The organism is Ensifer sp. LC384 (genome assembly GCF_001695865.1).
GTDB lineage: Bacteria > Pseudomonadota > Alphaproteobacteria > Rhizobiales > Rhizobiaceae > Ensifer.
Window position 1 is genome coordinate 59,579 of sequence record NZ_MBST01000014.1, and the last position, 17,566, is coordinate 77,144.

General features: G+C 62.6%; 13 protein-coding genes. 8 read left to right on the forward strand and 5 right to left on the reverse strand.

Annotated elements, in window-relative coordinates; translation table 11 throughout:
- Position 1 precedes the first annotated feature (1 nt).
- Both BC363_RS12920 and BC363_RS12925 read left to right on the forward strand, forming a co-directional pair.
- Positions 2-3,142 (forward strand): efflux RND transporter permease subunit, encoded by a 3,141-nt coding sequence (locus BC363_RS12920; protein WP_065784845.1) that lies wholly within the window; start codon positions 2-4, stop codon positions 3,140-3,142.
- A gap of 53 nt (positions 3,143-3,195) precedes the next feature.
- Positions 3,196-3,840: a TetR family transcriptional regulator gene (locus BC363_RS12925; protein ID WP_065784844.1), complete on the forward strand. Its 645-nt coding sequence runs from the start codon at positions 3,196-3,198 to the stop codon at positions 3,838-3,840.
- On the opposite strand, the gene purU is transcribed toward BC363_RS12925, so the two are convergent.
- Together purU and polA are read right to left on the reverse strand one after the other, a co-directional pair.
- On the reverse strand, positions 3,833-4,687 hold the full coding sequence (gene purU, locus BC363_RS12930; RefSeq protein ID WP_065784843.1) for a formyltetrahydrofolate deformylase: 855 nt from the start codon (positions 4,685-4,687) through the stop codon (positions 3,833-3,835). The two genes, BC363_RS12925 and purU, sit on opposite strands and share 8 nt — an antisense overlap.
- A 218-nt stretch (positions 4,688-4,905) precedes the next feature.
- Positions 4,906-7,887 carry a DNA polymerase I gene (gene polA / locus BC363_RS12935; RefSeq protein ID WP_065784842.1) on the reverse strand — a complete coding sequence of 994 codons (2,982 nt, stop codon included), beginning with the start codon at positions 7,885-7,887 and terminating at the stop codon, positions 4,906-4,908.
- 656 nt (positions 7,888-8,543) lie between these two features.
- Here polA and BC363_RS12940 point away from each other — a divergent pair.
- On the forward strand, positions 8,544-8,987 hold the full coding sequence (locus BC363_RS12940; RefSeq protein ID WP_025425440.1) for a MarR family transcriptional regulator: 444 nt from the start codon (positions 8,544-8,546) through the stop codon (positions 8,985-8,987).
- Positions 8,988-9,297: 310 nt separating this feature from the next.
- Positions 9,298-10,689: a M20/M25/M40 family metallo-hydrolase gene (locus BC363_RS12945; protein WP_139110165.1), complete on the forward strand. Its 1,392-nt coding sequence runs from the start codon at positions 9,298-9,300 to the stop codon at positions 10,687-10,689.
- Positions 10,690-10,728: 39 nt separating this feature from the next.
- Here BC363_RS12945 and BC363_RS35420 read toward each other — a convergent pair whose 3' ends face one another.
- A complete protein-coding gene (locus tag BC363_RS35420) occupies positions 10,729-10,899 on the reverse strand; it encodes a hypothetical protein (RefSeq protein WP_202618567.1) in 171 nt (56 codons plus the stop codon).
- Between the two features lie 299 nt (positions 10,900-11,198).
- On the opposite strand from BC363_RS35420, the gene BC363_RS12950 reads away from it, so the two are divergent.
- A complete protein-coding gene (locus BC363_RS12950; protein WP_065784841.1) occupies positions 11,199-12,146 on the forward strand; it encodes a YbhN family protein in 948 nt (315 codons plus the stop codon).
- A gap of 19 nt (positions 12,147-12,165) precedes the next feature.
- On the opposite strand, the gene BC363_RS12955 is transcribed toward BC363_RS12950, so the two are convergent.
- Together BC363_RS12955 and BC363_RS12960 are read right to left on the reverse strand one after the other, a co-directional pair.
- Positions 12,166-12,654: a hypothetical protein gene (locus BC363_RS12955; protein ID WP_065784840.1), complete on the reverse strand. Its 489-nt coding sequence runs from the start codon at positions 12,652-12,654 to the stop codon at positions 12,166-12,168.
- A 93-nt stretch (positions 12,655-12,747) separates the two neighbouring features.
- Complete coding sequence (locus BC363_RS12960; RefSeq protein WP_065784839.1) at positions 12,748-13,635, reverse strand: DMT family transporter; 888 nt, start codon at positions 13,633-13,635, stop codon at positions 12,748-12,750.
- A 442-nt stretch (positions 13,636-14,077) separates the two neighbouring features.
- On the opposite strand from BC363_RS12960, the gene BC363_RS12965 reads away from it, so the two are divergent.
- The 3 genes from BC363_RS12965 to BC363_RS12975 all read left to right on the forward strand — a co-directional run bounded on the left by BC363_RS12965 (position 14,078) and on the right by BC363_RS12975 (position 17,444).
- On the forward strand, positions 14,078-14,428 hold the full coding sequence (locus BC363_RS12965) for a hypothetical protein (protein WP_141690294.1): 351 nt from the start codon (positions 14,078-14,080) through the stop codon (positions 14,426-14,428).
- Between the two features lie 118 nt (positions 14,429-14,546).
- Positions 14,547-14,756: a hypothetical protein gene (locus tag BC363_RS12970; RefSeq protein WP_065784837.1), complete on the forward strand. Its 210-nt coding sequence runs from the start codon at positions 14,547-14,549 to the stop codon at positions 14,754-14,756.
- 447 nt (positions 14,757-15,203) lie between these two features.
- A complete protein-coding gene (locus BC363_RS12975; protein WP_065784836.1) occupies positions 15,204-17,444 on the forward strand; it encodes a transglycosylase domain-containing protein in 2,241 nt (746 codons plus the stop codon).
- Positions 17,445-17,566 lie beyond the last annotated feature (122 nt).

Genomic DNA, 17,566 nt, shown 5'->3' on the forward strand with positions numbered 1-17,566 from the left:
AATGCCTAGTTTTTTCATCGACAGGCCTATTTTTGCCTGGGTGGTGGCGATCTTCATCATGCTCGCCGGCATCATTGCGATACCGCTCTTGCCGGTATCGCAATATCCTGATGTCGCACCGCCGCAGATCTCCATCAACACGAGCTACCCCGGCGCGTCGTCGCAGGACACCTATCAGAGCGTCACGCGCCTGATCGAAAACGAGCTGAACGGCGTCGAAGGCCTGCTCTATTTCGAATCGACCTCCAGCGCTTCCGGCTCGGTCGACATCAGCGCCACCTTCGCGCCCGGTACCGATCCGGGACAGGCGGCCGTCGACATCCAGAACCGCGTTCGCCGCGTCGAACCGCGCCTGCCCGATTCGGTCAAGCGCCAGGGCGTTCAGGTCGATGAAGCGGGGTCGGGCTTCCTGATGATCGTCGCGCTCACCTCGACCGACGGCTCGATGGACGCCATCGGTCTCGGCGACTATCTCAGCCGCAACGTGCTGAACGAAGTCCAGCGTGTGCCCGGCGTCGGCCGTGCGCAGCTGTTTGCGACCGAACGCTCGATGCGCGTCTGGCTCGATCCGGACAAGATGCTCGGCCTCAACCTGACGGCCGCCGACGTGACGAATGCCGTCCAGGCCCAGAACGCCCAGATCGCATCCGGCTCGATCGGCGCGCAACCGAACCCGATCACGCAGCAGATCAGTGCGCCTGTCGTCGTCAAGGGTCAGCTGTCGAGCGCCGAGGAATTCGGCGCCATCGTGCTTCGCGCCAATCCGGACGGCTCCTCCGTTCGTCTGCGCGATGTCGCCCGCGTCGAAATCGGCGGCGAAAGCTACGCGTTTTCGACCCGCCTGAACGGCAAGCCGTCCGCGGCTATCGCCATCCAGCTGTCGCCAAGCGGCAATGCGATGTCGACATCGGCGGCGATCAAGGAGCGCATGGACGAACTGTCGAAGTTCTTCCCTGAAGGGCTCGAATATTCGGTTCCCTACGACACCTCGCCGTTCGTTGCCGTCTCCATCGAGAAGGTGCTGTCGACGCTGGTTGAAGCGGTCGCGCTCGTCTTCATCGTGATGTTCCTGTTCCTGCAGAACATCCGCTACACCATCATCCCGACGCTCGTCGTGCCGGTCGCTCTTCTGGGCACCTGCGCGGTCATGCTGGCGATGGGCTTTTCGATCAACGTTCTGACCATGTTCGGCATGGTGCTGGCGATCGGTATCCTCGTCGACGATGCGATCATCGTCGTCGAGAACGTCGAACGCATCATGTCCGAAGAGGGGCTGACGCCGAAGGACGCCACCCGCAACGCGATGAAGCAGATCACCGGTGCGGTCATCGGCATCACGCTGGTGCTGGCTTCGGTGTTCATTCCGATGGCCTTCTTCCCGGGCGCCGTCGGTGTGATCTATCGCCAGTTCTCGCTGACCATGGTCGTGTCGATCCTGTTCTCGGCGTTGCTCGCGCTGTCGCTGACGCCGGCGCTGTGCGCCAGCTTCCTGAAGCAGGTTCCGAAGGGCCACCACCACGCCAAGCGCGGCTTCTTCGGCTGGTTCAACCGCAGCTTCGACAAGACCTCGCACGGCTATAGCGGCATCGTGAAGCGCCTGGTCCACCGCACCGGTCGCTACATGATCGTCTACATCGCCGTGCTGGCCGGCCTCGGCTGGCTGTTCATGAAGCTGCCGTCGTCGTTCCTTCCGGACGAAGACCAGGGCTTCGTGATCGTCATGATGCAGCTCCCCTCCGAGGCGACGGGCAACCGTACGACCGAGGTGGTGGAACAGGCGGAAAAGATCTTCGGCCAGGAGCCGGCTGTCGAACGCATCATCGCGATCAACGGCTTCTCCTTCTTCGGCACCGGACAGAACGCAGCGCTCGCCTTCGTGACGCTGAAGGACTGGAAGGAACGCGACGCCGACAACGCCGCCCAGTCGATCGCAATGCGTGCCACCATGGCCATGAGCCAGATCAAGGATGCGATCAGCTTCGCGCTGTCGCCGCCGGCAATCCAGGGCCTCGGCACCACCGGCGGCTTCTCGTTCCGCCTGCAGGATCGCGGCGGTCTCGGCGAAGCGGCGCTCTCCCAGGCGCGCGACCAGCTTCTCGGCCTTGCGGCTGAGAGCAAGATCGTCACCGGGGTTCGCTTCGAAGGCATGCCCGATGCGGCTCAGGTCAGCGTGACCATCGACCGCGAAAAGGCCAATACCTTCGGCGTGACCTTCGCGGACATCAACTCGACGATCTCGACCAACCTTGGCTCGTCTTATGTCAACGACTTCCCGAATGCCGGCCGCATGCAGCGCGTGACGGTGCAGGCGGATGAGGGTCAGCGCATGCAGACGGCGGATCTGTTGAACCTCAACGTCCGCAACACCAATGGCGGCATGGTCCCGCTCTCCGCCTTTGCGACGGTGGAGTGGGTCAAGGCCTCGACCCAGACGATCGGCTACAACGGCTACCCGTCGGTGCGCATCAGCGGTGAAGCGGCTCCGGGTTACTCCTCCGGTGACGCGATCAACGAAATGCAGCGGCTCGCGGGCGAGCTGCCGGCTGGCTTCGGCTACGAATGGACGGGCCAGTCCCTGCAGGAAATCCAGTCGGGTACCCAGGCGCCTCTCTTGATCGCGCTGTCGTGCCTGCTCGTCTTCCTGTGCCTGGCCGCGCTCTATGAGAGCTGGTCGATCCCGGTGGCGGTCATTATGGTGGTTCCGCTCGGCGTCATCGGTTCGGTGCTCGCCGTGACCATGCGCGATATGCCGAACGACGTGTACTTCAAGGTCGGCCTGATCGCGATCATCGGCCTGTCGGCGAAGAACGCCATCCTGATCATCGAGTTCGCCAAGGAGCTGCGTGAGCAGGGCAAGTCGCTGATCGATGCGACGTTGGAGGCAGCGCACTTGCGCTTCCGTCCGATCCTGATGACGTCGCTCGCCTTCACGCTCGGCGTTCTGCCGCTGGCGATCGCCACGGGCGCAAGCTCCGGCAGCCAGCGCGCCATCGGCACCGGTGTGATGGGTGGCATGATCTCGGCAACGGTGCTAGCGATCTTCTTCGTTCCGGTGTTCTTCGTGTTCGTCGCGAAGCTGTTCGGACGCAAGAAGGCAGAAGCCACACCGGCCGCAACCGAGACCGCGACGCCGGCCGAATAGGATGACAATCGACGGCCCGCCCTCACGGCGGGCCGTTCTGCAAGGAGGAATGAATGCGCAGAACGAAAGCCGATGCGGAGGCAACGCGGCAGAAGATCCTGAACGCCGCCGAACGCGTGTTCTACGAAAAGGGTGTTTCAAACACCACTCTGGAGGAAGTGGCCAAGGAAGCGGGCGTGACCCGCGGCGCCATCTACTGGCACTTCGCCAACAAGACCGATCTTTTCCTGGCTCTGCACGATGCCGTGCCGCTGCCCCAGGAAGACATGATCGCCCAGGAAATCGAGGCTGAGGCGGCCGATACACTGGCAATCGTCGAGGACGCGATGGGCGCCTGGATCGATATTCTGGCCGCCGACGAGCAGCGCCAGCGCATTCTCACCATCATGCTGCGCACCAACTACGACGGCGACATGAGCGAGGTCCTGACCCGGCACAAGGAGCTCGACGAACACCACAATGCCCTGCTCGAACTGGCCTTTTCCCGCGCCCTTGCCAAGGGCTACATGCAGGACAGCTGGACGCCCACGTCAGCGACCCGCACGCTTCACTGGATGATGCTCGGTCTGTGCACCCAGTGGCTGCTCTTCGGTCGCGGCTTCGACATCGTCCAGGAAGGGCGTGACGGGCTGAGGCGACTGTTTTCCAGCTTTCGCACGCCGTCCGCCGCCCGTCCCACCCTGTCCACCGTCAGCTGAAAACGACGGTCTTGTGGCCGTTGAGCATGACGCGCCGTTCCAGGTGCAGCTTGACGGCGCGAGCCAGCACGCGGCTTTCGATGTCGCGGCCGCTGGCGACGAAGTCTTCCGCCGTCAGCGCGTGACTGACGCGTTCGGTTTCCTGCTCAATAATCGGCCCCTCGTCGAGATCCGAGGTGACGTAGTGGGCCGTGGCACCGATCAGCTTGACGCCGCGCTCATGCGCCTGGTGATAGGGCCTGGCCCCCTTGAACGACGGCAGGAACGAGTGATGGATATTGATCGCCTTGCCATAGAGGCGCTTCGACAGATTGTCTGAAAAGACCTGCATGTAGCGCGCCAGGATCACCAGATCGGCGCCGGTCTCCTGCGCGAGGCGCAACAGCTTCTCCTCCTGCTCCGCTTTGTTGGCCTTCGATACCGGCCAATGATGATAGGGGATCGCCTCGAGCTCCGCCGTCCTTCGGCTGTCTTCGTGATTGGAGACGATGGCGACGACCTCGGCGTTCAGCCAGCCGACGCGGATCTGGTAGAGCAGATGCAGAAGCGCATGGTCGAACTTCGACACCAGGATGACGATCTTCGGCTTGCGCGCGGCTTCCGTCAGCGTGATACGCATCTGGAACCGGTCGACGGCCGGCTGCAACGCCCTCTCGACATCATCCCGTGCCATGCCGTCAGGCGCCTGGAAGGCGATGCGCATGAAGAAGCTGTTGGTGTGCCGATCCCAGAACTGACTGCTCTCGGCGATGTTGGCGCCAAGGCCGGCCAGCTCCGTCGTGACGGCGGCAACGATGCCGGGCTTGTCATCGCAGGACAGCACAAGAATGAAGGTGTTGGTGGCCATGGTCTCCTCCGATTGGCGGCTCTGCCGGGCGCGCTTGCGCCCCTCCAGTGGCTGCCTAGGGGGAGACGAATGCGGCCGCAACCATTGAGGCCGCGTCGGCATGCGCTTTCTATCATCATGATACGCAGACAGGCAGAAGGCGGCCGTGCTGGCCGCCTTCTGCAAGAATAACCGCAGCTGTCGATGTAGGGCTACTGATGGAATCCCTCAGAGAAACCTCAGTGCGCCTCGTCCCAGTTCATCGCGGCGCGGGCATCGACCTTGAGGGGCACGCGCATGTCGAGCGCCGGCATCGCGGCATTCTCCATCACCGACACGACGATCGGAATGGTGCGCTCGACCTCGGCATCCTCGACCTCGAAGATCAGTTCGTCGTGCACCTGCAGCAGCATGCGGGCGGAGAGCTTCGCCTCGCTCAGCGCCGGCTCGATCTTCACCATGGCGCGGCGGATGATGTCTGCGGCAGACCCCTGGATCGGCGCATTGATCGAAGCGCGTTCGTTGAAGGCGCGATGCGACGGGATCGACGAGCGAATGTCGGGATAGTGGGCACGCCGGCCAAAAATCGTTTCGACATAACCATGCTCGCGGGCGAAGGCCTTGGTGTTTTCCATGTAGTCGCGAATGCCGGGGAAGCGTTCGAAGTATTTCTTGATGTAGTCGCTCGCTTCCGAGCGCTCGATCGACAACTGGTTGGCAAGGCCAAAGGCGGAGATGCCGTAGATGATGCCGAAGTTGATGGCCTTCGCCCGCCGGCGGATTTCGCTCGGCATGCCCTCGACCGGCACGCCGAACATCTCCGAGGCGGTCATGGCGTGAATGTCGACGCCGTCGGCAAAGGCCTGGCGAAGCTGCGGGATGTCGGCGACATGGGCCAGCACGCGCAGCTCGATCTGGCTGTAGTCGGCCGAAACCAGCTTGTGGCCTGCTGTGGCGATGAAGGCCGTGCGGATCTTGCGGCCTTCGGCGGTGCGCACCGGAATGTTCTGCAGGTTCGGGTCGGACGAGGACAGACGCCCCGTGGTCGTCGCCGCCAGCGCATAGGAGGTGTGGACGCGCTTGGTTTCCGGATGGACGAAACCCGGCAAGGCGTCGGTATAGGTCGACTTCAGCTTCGTCATCTGGCGCCAGTCGACGATCTTGCGCGGCAACTCGTGGCCCTCGGCGGCGAGGTCCTCGAGCACCTGCGCCGAGGTCGACCATTGGCCGGTCTTGGTCTTCGAGCCGCCGGGCAGCCCCATCTTGCCGAAGAGGATATCGCCAAGCTGCTTGGGCGAACCGACGGTAAACGTTTCGCCGGCTAACTTGTAGATATCATCTTCCAGCGCAGCGGCACCCTGCGCCAGTTCGCCGGAAAGCCGCGACAGGATCTGGCGATCGATGGTGATGCCACGCTCCTCCATGCGAGCCAGCACCGGCACGAGCGGGCGCTCCAGCCGTTCATAGACGCGCACCAACCCCTTGGCTGCGAGCCGCGGCTTCAGCACGTGCCAGAGCCGCAGCGTGACGTCGGCATCCTCGGCGGCATAGGCGGTGGCGCGGTCGATATCGACATAGTCGAAGGTCACCGACGACTTGCCGCTGCCGGTCATATCCTTGTAGGCGATCGGCTTATGGCCGAGCCAACGCTCCGACAGCGCATCCATCCCGTGCGTGCCGTTGCCGGCATCGACGACGTAGGACATCAGCATGGTGTCGTCGAAGCCCTGCACGGTGATGCCGTGCCGCTTCATGACGAGATAATCGTATTTCAGGTTCTGGGCGACCTTCAGCACCGACGGATCTTCGAGCAGCACCTTCAGCCGGCTCAACGCCTCGCGCACCGGGATCTGGTTTTCGGCATGGCCGCCGCCGAGAAGATCGCCAACCCCTGTTTTGTGGATCAACGGCACATAGGCGGCACGGATCACCGTTCCCGAGGGGTCCTTGGCATAGTCCGCAAGCGCGAGCGAGAAGCCGACGAGCTCTGCCTGCATGGCGTCGAGCGACGTCGTTTCGGTGTCGAAGGCAACGAGGCCCGCGTCCTTCGCGTCGGCAATCCAGGCGTCGAGCGTCGGCAGGTCACGGATCGCCACATAGCGCGAATGGTCGATGGCGGAGCTAGCGAAAAGGGCTGCGCGTGACTGCGCGAGTGCCTCCGGCGTCGCCTCGGCGGCCTCGCCCGTGGAGACTGGCTGGACCCTGACCGCAGGTGCCGCCTCTCCGGCACTGGACGGCGCCGGGGCAACCGCTGCCTTGTCGAGATCCGGACCGCGCGCATCCGCGCCCCACTCGACCGGCACGGTAGCCGGCTCGACCGCATCGGCGTCCGTGTCGGTGGCAGCGGCCACACGACGGGTAAGCGTCGTAAACTCCATCGCCTTCAGGAAGGCGACGAGACGCGGTCCATCCTGCGGTTCGAGCTGAAAGTCTTCGAGAGGGACGTCGAGCGGCGTGTCGGTGCGCAGCGTCACCAGTTGACGCGACAGGCGGGCGAGGTCGGCATTGGCAATGATGTTTTCGCGGCGCTTGGCCTGCTTGATCTCGCCCGCGCGGGCCAGCAGCGTATCGAGATCGCCGTATTCCTCAAGCAGTTGCGCCGCGGTCTTCGGGCCGATGCCGGGAATGCCGGGCACGTTGTCGGTGGAATCGCCGGTCATCGCCTGGAGATCGATCATCTTTTCCGGCGGCACGCCCCATTTCTCGATCACTTCCGGGATCGAGATCTGCTTGTCCTTCATGCTGTCGTACATCGAGACGTTCGGCGTCACGAGCTGCATCAGGTCCTTGTCGGAGGAGATGATGGTGACGCCGGCACCCGCCTTTTCGGCAAGGCGCGCATAGGTCGCGATCAGGTCGTCGGCCTCGAACCCTTCCTTCTCGATGCAGGGCAGGTTGAAGGCGCGCGTGGCGTGGCGGATCAGCCCGAACTGCGGGATGAGCTCCTCCGGTGGAGCCGTCCGATTGGCCTTGTAGAGGTCGTAGAGTTCGTTGCGGAACGTCTTCGAGGAATAGTCGAAGATGACGGCGAAATGCGTCGGCGTGACGCCGACGGAGGTGTCGCGCGCATCGGTGAGCAACTTCCACAGCATGTTGCAGAATCCGGACACCGCGTTGACCGGAAGGCCATCGGATTTGCGGTTGAGCGGCGGGATGGCGTGGAACGCCCGGAAGATGAATCCAGAGCCGTCGACGAGGAAGAGGTGATCACCGTTTTTCATGGGCAAATGGATAGCGCGGGGTGAGCCAAACGTCCATTGCGGTTTTCCGCACGCACGACATTCTCACCCCATTGTTGCGCGGGATCCGGCCACGCTCGACGACGGCCAGCCCTTGCACGAACCACACGGTGCTTCGGCTACCCTCAAGATCGGACCGGGCCCGATCTCGCTGCCTGCGAGTTGGGCGGTCGGCGCCTATCTCAAGCGGCGACAAATCGGCTCAGCGCAACGATGCGGTGCGTGGTGTTCAAGGCTATGATGATGCTCGCGATCGCACGTCTTGTTCGGTCTCGGCATGCGGCGCCAAAGCCTTCGGATGCGTCCATAAGCTTCACGGAAACGTTACGCATTTGTAATGTGCGATTCCTTGGCCCAATCCTTGAAAAGCCACATTTGACTCCTCAAATCTTAGTCAACGGCACCGAGTGATGCCGTCTTCTGGTGATTGGCCTGTCCCCCGCCCGCACCAGATGAGGACAAAGGCCTTATCCCCCTCTCCGGGCCTTTGTCCCGTTTTCAGAGAACCGCCACGGCGCCGCCTCCGCGCCGCGGCGGTTTCTCGTTGGTCGGGTCAAATCCTTGTGAGACAAGGCTTTCAAGTCCATCGCGTGCTTTGTAACTTGTCTTCGCGCCGCTTCGAGCGTACCCATTGGGGCATGGCCTTCAATCGTATGGAATCTGCGACCTACTTGGCCAGCCTGCTGGCCAAAAGTTTCTCGCGTGCCCTTCAGGAGCGCGGTCAGAAGCTCGGCTTCGCGCCCGGTCAATTTCCTGTCCTGTTGGAATTATGGGCCGAGGAAGGCCTGACCCAGAAGCAGCTTCTCGACAGGCTCGACATCGAACAGGCGACCATGGCTAACACGCTGGCGCGGATGGAACGCGATGGGCTGATCGTCCGGCGCAAACATCCGCAGGACAAGCGTTCGCAACAGATCTTCCTGACCGAGAGGGCGAGGGAAATCGAGGCGGCGGCCAAGGAGGCGGCGCTTGCCGCCGACCAGTCGCTGCTATCGGGCCTTAGGCAATTCGAACGCGAACTCATGCTCGAATATATGCGCATGGCGCTTGCCCATGCCGCGCGCGATGGCGGCGCCGCATGAGGCGGGCAACACCCTCTGATCGTTCCATCAAAAGATTTGGCTTAAACCCATCCGCCTGAGGCTCTAAAGCAACCTTACAGCGCCGCGCGTCAAATATGACGCGCTAAGGACGCTGTAACACCCTAAACTTGCTGCATAATTTTCTCCTTAAATCGATTCCGATTTAAGGAATTATGCAGTAGCGGGTTCGTTCGGACACGCCAAAGCCACTGCCGCCCGTTGAACGACCTGCGTAATTTCGCTGCTGAAATCGATTCCGATTTGCGACGTCATGCAGTAGGTTCCGGCAAAACTTGAAGCAAGGATATGCATGATGGCAGATATCACCCCCATTCTCGAGCGCGCAGACGCAAACCTGCCGAAGAGCCTGGACAGGCTTTTCGACCTCGTGCGCATCAAGTCGATCTCGACCGATCCGGCCTTCAGGGCCGATTGCCGCAAGGCCGCCGAATGGCTGGTCGCGGAACTGAACGGTCTCGGTTTCACCGCCTCGATCCGCGACACCCCCGGACATCCGATGGTGGTCGCCCATCACGCCGGCGCCACCGCCGATGCCCCGCATGTGCTGTTCTATGGACATTACGACGTCCAGCCGGTCGATCCCTTGAACCTGTGGGATACCGATCCGTTCGAGCCGGGCGTCAAGGAACTGGAGCCCGGCCGCAAGGTCATCACCGGCCGCGGCACCGCCGACGACAAGGGCCAGCTCCTGACCTTCGTCGAGGCGGCCCGCGCCTACAAGGAAGTCCACGGCTCGCTGCCCTGCCGTGTCACCATCCTGTTCGAAGGTGAGGAAGAGTCCGGCTCGCCGTCGCTGAAACCGTTCCTCGAAGCCAATGCGGCGGAACTCAAAGCCGATTATGCGCTTGTCTGCGACACCAGTATGTGGGACCGGGACACGCCTGCGATCTCGGCGGGGCTGCGCGGTCTTGTCGGCGAGGAAGTCATCATCAAGGCCGCCGACCGCGACCTGCATTCGGGCTATTTCGGCGGCGCTGCCGCCAACCCGATCCGTATCCTCACCGGCATCCTCGCCGGGCTTCACGACGAAAACAGCCGCGTGACGCTTGAAGGCTTCTACGAAGGCGTCGAGGAAACGCCGGCCCAGATCAAGGCCGGATGGGAAACCCTCGGCCAGACCGCGGAAAAGTTCCTCGGCGAAATCGGTCTTTCGATCCCGTCGGGCGAAAAGAACCGCTCGGTGCTCGAATTGACCTGGGCCCGCCCCACCGCCGAGATCAACGGCATCACCGGCGGCTACACCGGCGAAGGCTTCAAGACGGTGATCGCCGCGCAGGCCTCCGCCAAGGTCTCCTTCCGCCTGGTCGGCAACCAGAACCCGGAAAAGATCCGCGAAGCCTTCCGCGCCTATGTGCGCTCGAAGGTGCCGGCGGATTGCACGGTCGAATTCCACGCCCATGGCGGTTCGCCGGCCATCCAGCTGCCTTACGATTCGAACCTGCTCAACACGGCAAAGCTCGCCCTTTCCGACGAGTGGCCGAAGCCGGCGGTGGTCATCGGCATGGGCGGCTCGATCCCGATCGTCGGCGACTTCCAGAAGATGCTCGGCATGGAATCGCTGCTCGTCGGCTTCGGCCTTTCGGACGACCGCATCCATTCGCCCAACGAAAAATACGAGCTGCAGTCCTATCACAAGGGCATTCGTTCCTGGATCCGCATCCTGAACGCGCTTGCCGCCTGATAACGAACGAGGCCGTGGCGGGTCAGCCCGCCACGGCGATCACGCGATCGCCAACAGGATGGCGGCGGGAAGATCGCCCATATTCCACGGCACCGGATTGGCTGCCCACTGGGTGAGAAAGCCCAGCGAAAACGACAGCACCACGCCGACGACGGTCACGGTTCCATTGCGAAAGACCGGCTCGATCGGCTTTTCCTCGTCGTTCTGCATCTGCCCGCCTCCGTTTTACCGTGTCGTCTTCCCGATTTCCTGACCAGACACCGGCCTCTGCCGGGGCATCGATCCTTGACCTGCCCGGCCTCAGATGCTTCCCTTTTGCAAAACAAATCAGAATGGGAAATTGGATCATTGGCAAGTCTGAGGACCGAGACGTCGCGTTGCGGACGCGAAACTGTGACGAGCGGGAGCCGCGATGGCGGCCAGGTTCATGAACAGATGCGTCCCGAGATAAAGGCGACGCCGTCGACGGAGCCTTCGGCCAGGTTTGCGGCAGCGATCGCGACGCCGGCATGAGCAGGTTGCGCGCGTATTTCTGGCCCATCGTTGGGCTAGCCGCGATCATCTTTTCGGTGCATGCGCTCTATCACGAGCTGAGCGGTCTCTCGCTGGACGAATTCCTTGCCAGCTTCACGGCGATTTCGCTGAAAAGCTGGCTTCTGGCGATCGGCGCGACGCTGGTCGCCTATGCAGCGCTTGCCGGCTACGACCGGCTGGCGCTGGATCACCTCGGCCACCGCATCTCGCTCTGGTTCATCACCGTTTGCTCGTTCACCACCTATGCGCTCTCGCACAATCTCGGCGCCTCGGTCTTTTCGGGGGCTGTCGTGCGCTACCGGGCCTACCGATCGAAAGGACTGACTGCCGGCGAAGTCGGTGTGCTCGTCGCCTTCTGCTCGTTCACCTTCACGCTCGGCACCCTGATGCTCTCGGCGATCGTGCTTCTGGTGAAACCGGAGATCATCGAGCGGTTCGCCGAATTCCTGCCGGTCGAGATGTCGTTGACGACGGGCGTGCTGATCCTGCTGGCGATCGCACTCTATGTCATCGGCAGCCTCGTCGGTTTCCCGTCCATCCGCACACGCTGGTTCCATCTGCACTATCCCAAGCCGTCGATCGTGCTGCGGCAGCTGGTCATTGCGCCGGTCGAGCTGATCGGGGCAGCCGGGATCATCTATTTCGCACTACCGGAAGCCGGCAATCCGGGCTTCGTCGTCATTCTCGGGATCTTTCTGGCATCGTTTTCGGCAGCGCTGCTTTCGCACGCGCCAGGCGGGCTTGGCGTGCTGGAGCTCGTCTTCATCGCCGCACTGCCGGAAATGGATCCGGCCGATGTGCTGGCAGCGATGGCGATCTTCCGGATCCTCTACCTCGTCATTCCGTTCGTCATGGCGCTCGCCGTGATCCTGGTGTTCGAGCGATCGCGGTTCCTCGCCGAGCGGCGCGGGCCTATTCAGTGAAAATCGCCCTGTAGGGTCGTCACGGTGCGTTGCAGACAGTTGGCAGCGCCGTCTCCAGTGGTCCCTTCACCTCCCTGAGGCGCGCGGCTTCGATCTGATAGGGCGTGAACGGCGGCACCTGCAGCGACGGGTTGATGATGCGGGTCACATAACAGCCGGCGAAGAACCGCACGCGCGAACGTTTCTCGATCGACTTCACCGCCACCGGTACCGCCGAATAGATGCTGCCGGCGCCCGCCTCGGCCTTGACCTTGCCGAGCCTGACTTCGACCGAAACGGTGCGGTCATAACCGCGCGTGAAAACCTTGTAACCGCCGACGGGTTTCGTCTCGCCGAAATAGCCGTAGGCGCGCGCATATTCCTTGCGGTTGATGGCGTTATAGAACGAGCGAACGAGGGCGGCACCATCCGAGCGGTCGTCGATATAGCCGACATTGTCTTGCGCCAGAGTTTCGGAATTCACGGCGAGCGTGGAAAGCACCAGCGCGGCGGCGGACGGAAACTTCATGGCATTCCTCCACATCGGCTTTTGCGGCAGCCAACCGAGCACAACATCAAGGCGAAGCCATAGCAGGATTCGCCAAAATATCGATATCGCCGATCAGGCATGCGGCAGGCCGGCCTTGCGGCGGGCAACGACCCGTTCGCGCCAAACCGTGAAGATGCCGGCCGCGACCACGAGCACCGAGCCGGCAATCATGTTGGTGGTCAGCGTCTCACCGAAAATGCTGACGCCCATGGCCGAGGCGAAGACCAGTTGCAGGTAGGTCAGGGGCTGGACGGCGACCGCGTCCAGAACGTCATAGGCGCGGATGAGAAAATAGTGGCTCGAGGTTCCGGTGATGCATAAGAGCAGCATCCAGCCCCAATCCGGAGGCGACAGTGTCGTCCAGAAGAACGGCCCGACAAGGCTGATCGCCAGGGCACCGACGACACCGGTATAGAAGAAGCTCGTCATCGCCGGATCGTCGCGGCTGACCAGCCGGGTGACGATGACATAGAGGGCAAAGACGAGCGCTGCTGCCAAGGGCAACAGGAATGCCATCTCGAACAGGCCTTCGGCCGGTTTCAGGATCAGGAGAACGCCGGCAAGCCCGACCGAGATCGCCAGCCATCGGCGCCAGCCGACGCGCTCGCCGAGAAGCGGCATCGACAGGAGGGCCACAAACAGCGGCGTCGCGGCAAGGATCGCTTGGGAATGCGCCAGTCCCACCAGCGTGAAAGACGTGATCACCATGACGATCTGCAGCGGCAGCAGCAGCCCGCGCAGCACCTGCAGCAGCGGCCTCCTGGTGGTCGCCGTGACCTTGAGCCCGCCCGACGCGCGAGCTGCCAGCGCCACGGCAAACAGGGCAAAGGCCCAATAGCGGATCATCGCCACGAAGACCGGCGGATAGATACTGCCGAGATGTTTGGAGATGCCGTCCTGGATCGCAAAGATGACGATGGCGAGGAGCGCGTAGATATAACCGTTTGCCTTGGAGCCCATGACCGCGCCGATACACCCGCAGGAGCTATAGGACCAGCAGAATCGCCGCCGTTCAGATGGATTTGTTCGGGGCGCAAGGGTCCGGACATGAAAAGAGCCCCGCGCGGGAGGAGGTGCACGGGGCTCTCAAACTTGACCGGTGACTGGGAGGAGGAGTGCCACCGATCCGCATCGGGCGCCGCGGGAGGAGGTGCAGCGCTTCGATAAGTCATATGATAATCATGCGCCGCAATATTTTCAAGGGGAGATTTGCTGCGTCGCACAATCTGTCCGAAAATTGCACCAACCGACCCTTGTCGGTTGCGTTCATTAAGACAGACTAATATTAAAGGTTGTAAACCACAACCAACGATAATCCAACGGCGAACGCACATCTTCCTCGACATGCAGCCGTTCTGTGGTTCCTTAGATGTCATTGCACTTAGGAATTGCAGGTCCTTTCATGAAATTATTGCTCCAGATCCCGACCGCGGTCATCGTTCTCCTGATTCTGACGACCTGGCTTGCCAGCTTGCGCCTGGTTGTTCTGCCGCCCGGCTCTTACAAGTTGACTGCGATGACAGCGCTGGTCTTTCAAGGCCACGGCTATCGCCTGGTCGATAGTCCGCAGGCGATGTGCACTCGACAGGCGCATCCGGCGCGTGATTGCGATGCGACCGCGACCAACAAGCTGGCAAAAACCGTCCTGCTGCAACTGCCCTACAGCCAGTGGCTCTACGAGTACACCGATCCGGATCTCAGCAAGCAGGCGAAGCTCGTCGGCGAAACACCGCTGCGGAGTTCGATCGAGTAGAACAACAGCCTACGATCTACCTCCCGCGCCCGACGCAGCGCGCCCGAAACAAAATCGTGATTTCGGGCGGATCGCGTTGCGGGTTAGGATTTCGCCGGTGAGCGAGAAGGAGACGATCATGAAGACGCTTCTAGTGGCTCTGGCCGCCGCCGGCCTGTCCGCCTCCGCGGCATTTGCCGAATGCGCCTATCACGCCAAGACCGACGCAGCGATCGACACCGCAACAACGACCGCCAGCATAACGACGGAAAGCCAGCCGGCATCCGAAGAAATGGTGCTCTTGAAAAAGACCGATCGCGTAATTCAGGATGAAAAGACCGCCGAGTAGACCCAACATCGACGCGAGCGCGACGCCGGCTCCTGCAGCCAGCTCGCCGCAACTGCCGGTGTCGTTTACACCCCGGACTTCGCTCGGCCGAATGGCGTGGCTGCCGAAGATGCCAAAAGCCGCCGTGTGAGAGTGGCTTCGCGCGATAGGTCTTGGGTATCTATTTCCACGCGCCTCGCCCGCTCAAACCACTCGCGGATTCCGGAAGGGCGGCATTGGGCGAACGAAGCGGAAACGCCTCGTGAGGTCAAATCCGGCAAGTTGTTGAAGACCATGCATATTTTACAAACCGGTTTTTAACCCCCCCTTAAATTGCCGCATTTAAAGTTCACCGCATCGCCGTGGCGGGTCGATCGATCAACTCTCCCCCGCCTTTGAGATTGCGTTCGCCGCTGGGGCGAACGACTGGGCGCCCGCGATGCGGCATGAGGGGTAAATCCAAACGGCATGGCAGCAAGCGGCAAGTCAGGACAACGGATCGAACCCTCGTTCGGCGGCAGTGCCGACAACGACGATGACGATTTTCGCATCGAGGCCAGCGATCGCGTGACCGGCGGCAGCCGCAAACCGGCCGCCCGAGGCAAATCGGCTCCTGCGCCCAAGAAGAAGACGCAGCGCAGCAAGCGCGGCGGAACACGACGCGGCTCCGGCAATGGTGGCGGTTTCATCGGCCTCGTGCGCACGTTGTTTTACTGGTGCATCGTGCTCGGCATATGGGGGGCGATGGGCGTCGGCGGTCTCGTGCTCTACTATGGCGCGCGCATGCCGAGCGCTGAAAGCTGGTCGATCCCCGAGCGTCCACCCAACGTCAAGATCCTTTCCGTCAACGGCGACATCATCGCCAACCGCGGCACGACCGGCGGCGAAGCGCTGTCGCTGGAAAACATGTCGCCCTACATCCCGCAGGCGGTGATCGCCATCGAGGACCGCCGGTTCTATTCGCATTTCGGCGTCGACCCGCTGGGCCTCGCCCGCGCCATGCTGACGAACGTCACCACCGGCCGGATGGTTCAGGGCGGCTCGACGCTGACCCAGCAGCTTGCCAAGAACCTGTTCCTGTCGCCGGAGCGGACCTTGGAGCGAAAGGTTCAGGAAGTGCTGCTCGCCTTCTGGCTGGAGCAGAAATACTCCAAGGACCAGATCCTGGCGATGTATCTCAACCGGGTGTTCTTCGGCTCGAACGCCTACGGCGTCGAGGCGGCATCGAGACGCTACTTCAACAAATCGGCGCGCGACGTGAACCTCGGCGAAGCGGCGCTGCTGGCCGGCCTGTTGAAGGCGCCCTCCCGCCTGTCGCCCGCCCGTGATCCGAAGGCTGCGGAAGCGCGCGCCCAGGTCGTTCTCGGCGCCATGCGCGAGGAAGGCTTCGTCACCGACAGCGAAATCAAGACGGCAATGTCGCAGACGCCGACCAAGGCCAAGAGCTACTGGTCGGGTGCCGAACACTATGTTGCCGACATGGTGATGGACCAGCTTCCCGGCATGATCGGCGACGTCAAAGAAGACCTGATCGTCGACACCACCATCGACCTCAATCTGGAAAAGAAGGCGGAGGAGGCGATCAGCGCCACGCTTGCTGCTGACGGCACCAAGCTCGATGCCTCGCAGGCAGCCCTGGTGTCGATCGACGGCACCGGCGCGATCCGCGCGCTGGTCGGGGGCAAGGACTACGCCGAGAGCCAGTTCGACCGCGCCTCCAAGGCGAAGCGTCAACCGGGCTCGGCCTTCAAGCCCTTCGTCTATGCCGCAGCGCTCGAGATCGGCCGCACGCCGATGTCGATCCGCAACGACGGCCCGGTCAGGATCGGCAACTGGACGCCCGAGAATTACGACCAGAAATACCGTGGCGAAGTCACACTCGCCGACGCGCTGGCCAATTCGCTGAACACCATCGCCGCGCAGCTGGTGATGGAGGTCGGCCCGCAGAACGTGGTGAAGGTGGCGCATCGCCTCGGCATCGATTCCGAGATGCAGGCCAATGCCTCGATCGCGCTCGGCACCTCGGAAGTGAGCCTCGTCGAGCTGACCTCGGCCTATGCGCCGTTCATGAACGGCGGCTTCAAGGCGACGCCGCATGTCATCCGCCGGATTTCGAAGGCCGACGGCACGGTGCTCTACGAAAACACCTACGACAACCCGCCGCGGGTGCTCGACCCGGCGATCGTCAGCGAAATGAACCAGATGATGGTGCGGGTACTGACCAACGGCACCGGCAAGAAAGCGCATCTGAAGGGCTGGGAAGCGGCCGGCAAGACCGGAACGACGCAATCCTTCCGCGATGCGCTCTTCGTCGGCTACACCTCGAACCTCACCACCGGCGTCTGGTTCGGCAATGACGACGGTAAGTCGATGAAAAAAGTCACCGGCGGCGGCCTGCCCGCCAGGGCCTGGCACGACTTTATGGTGGCCGCGCATGAAGGGCTTTCGCCCTCGCCGCTGTTCGGCACCACAGGGGTGCAGCCGGTCTTCGACGACGGCGGGGCGCCGCCTGCCGCGACGGGAGACATGCTTTCCGGCGATCCGAACGCGTTTCCGGAACCGCCTGATGGAGTCGACGGCTCGATCGCTGTACAGCAGACCCGGCCCTTGCCTGAAGGTAACGGCGGCATGGTGCCGCCGGCCGATGTCGGCGAGACCACCGGCGCCACCAAGCGCACGACGCTTTTCGATATCCTGACGGGCGGCTGAGGCGGCGCAAACGGCGCCGTCCTGCGGGTTTGGAGCCGCCGCCGCGGCGGGCCGGGCGCCTGTTGCGCGCCGCGTTCCAAAAACGCAGGCTTGCTTTTGCCCCCAATCGCCCCGCAGAATGC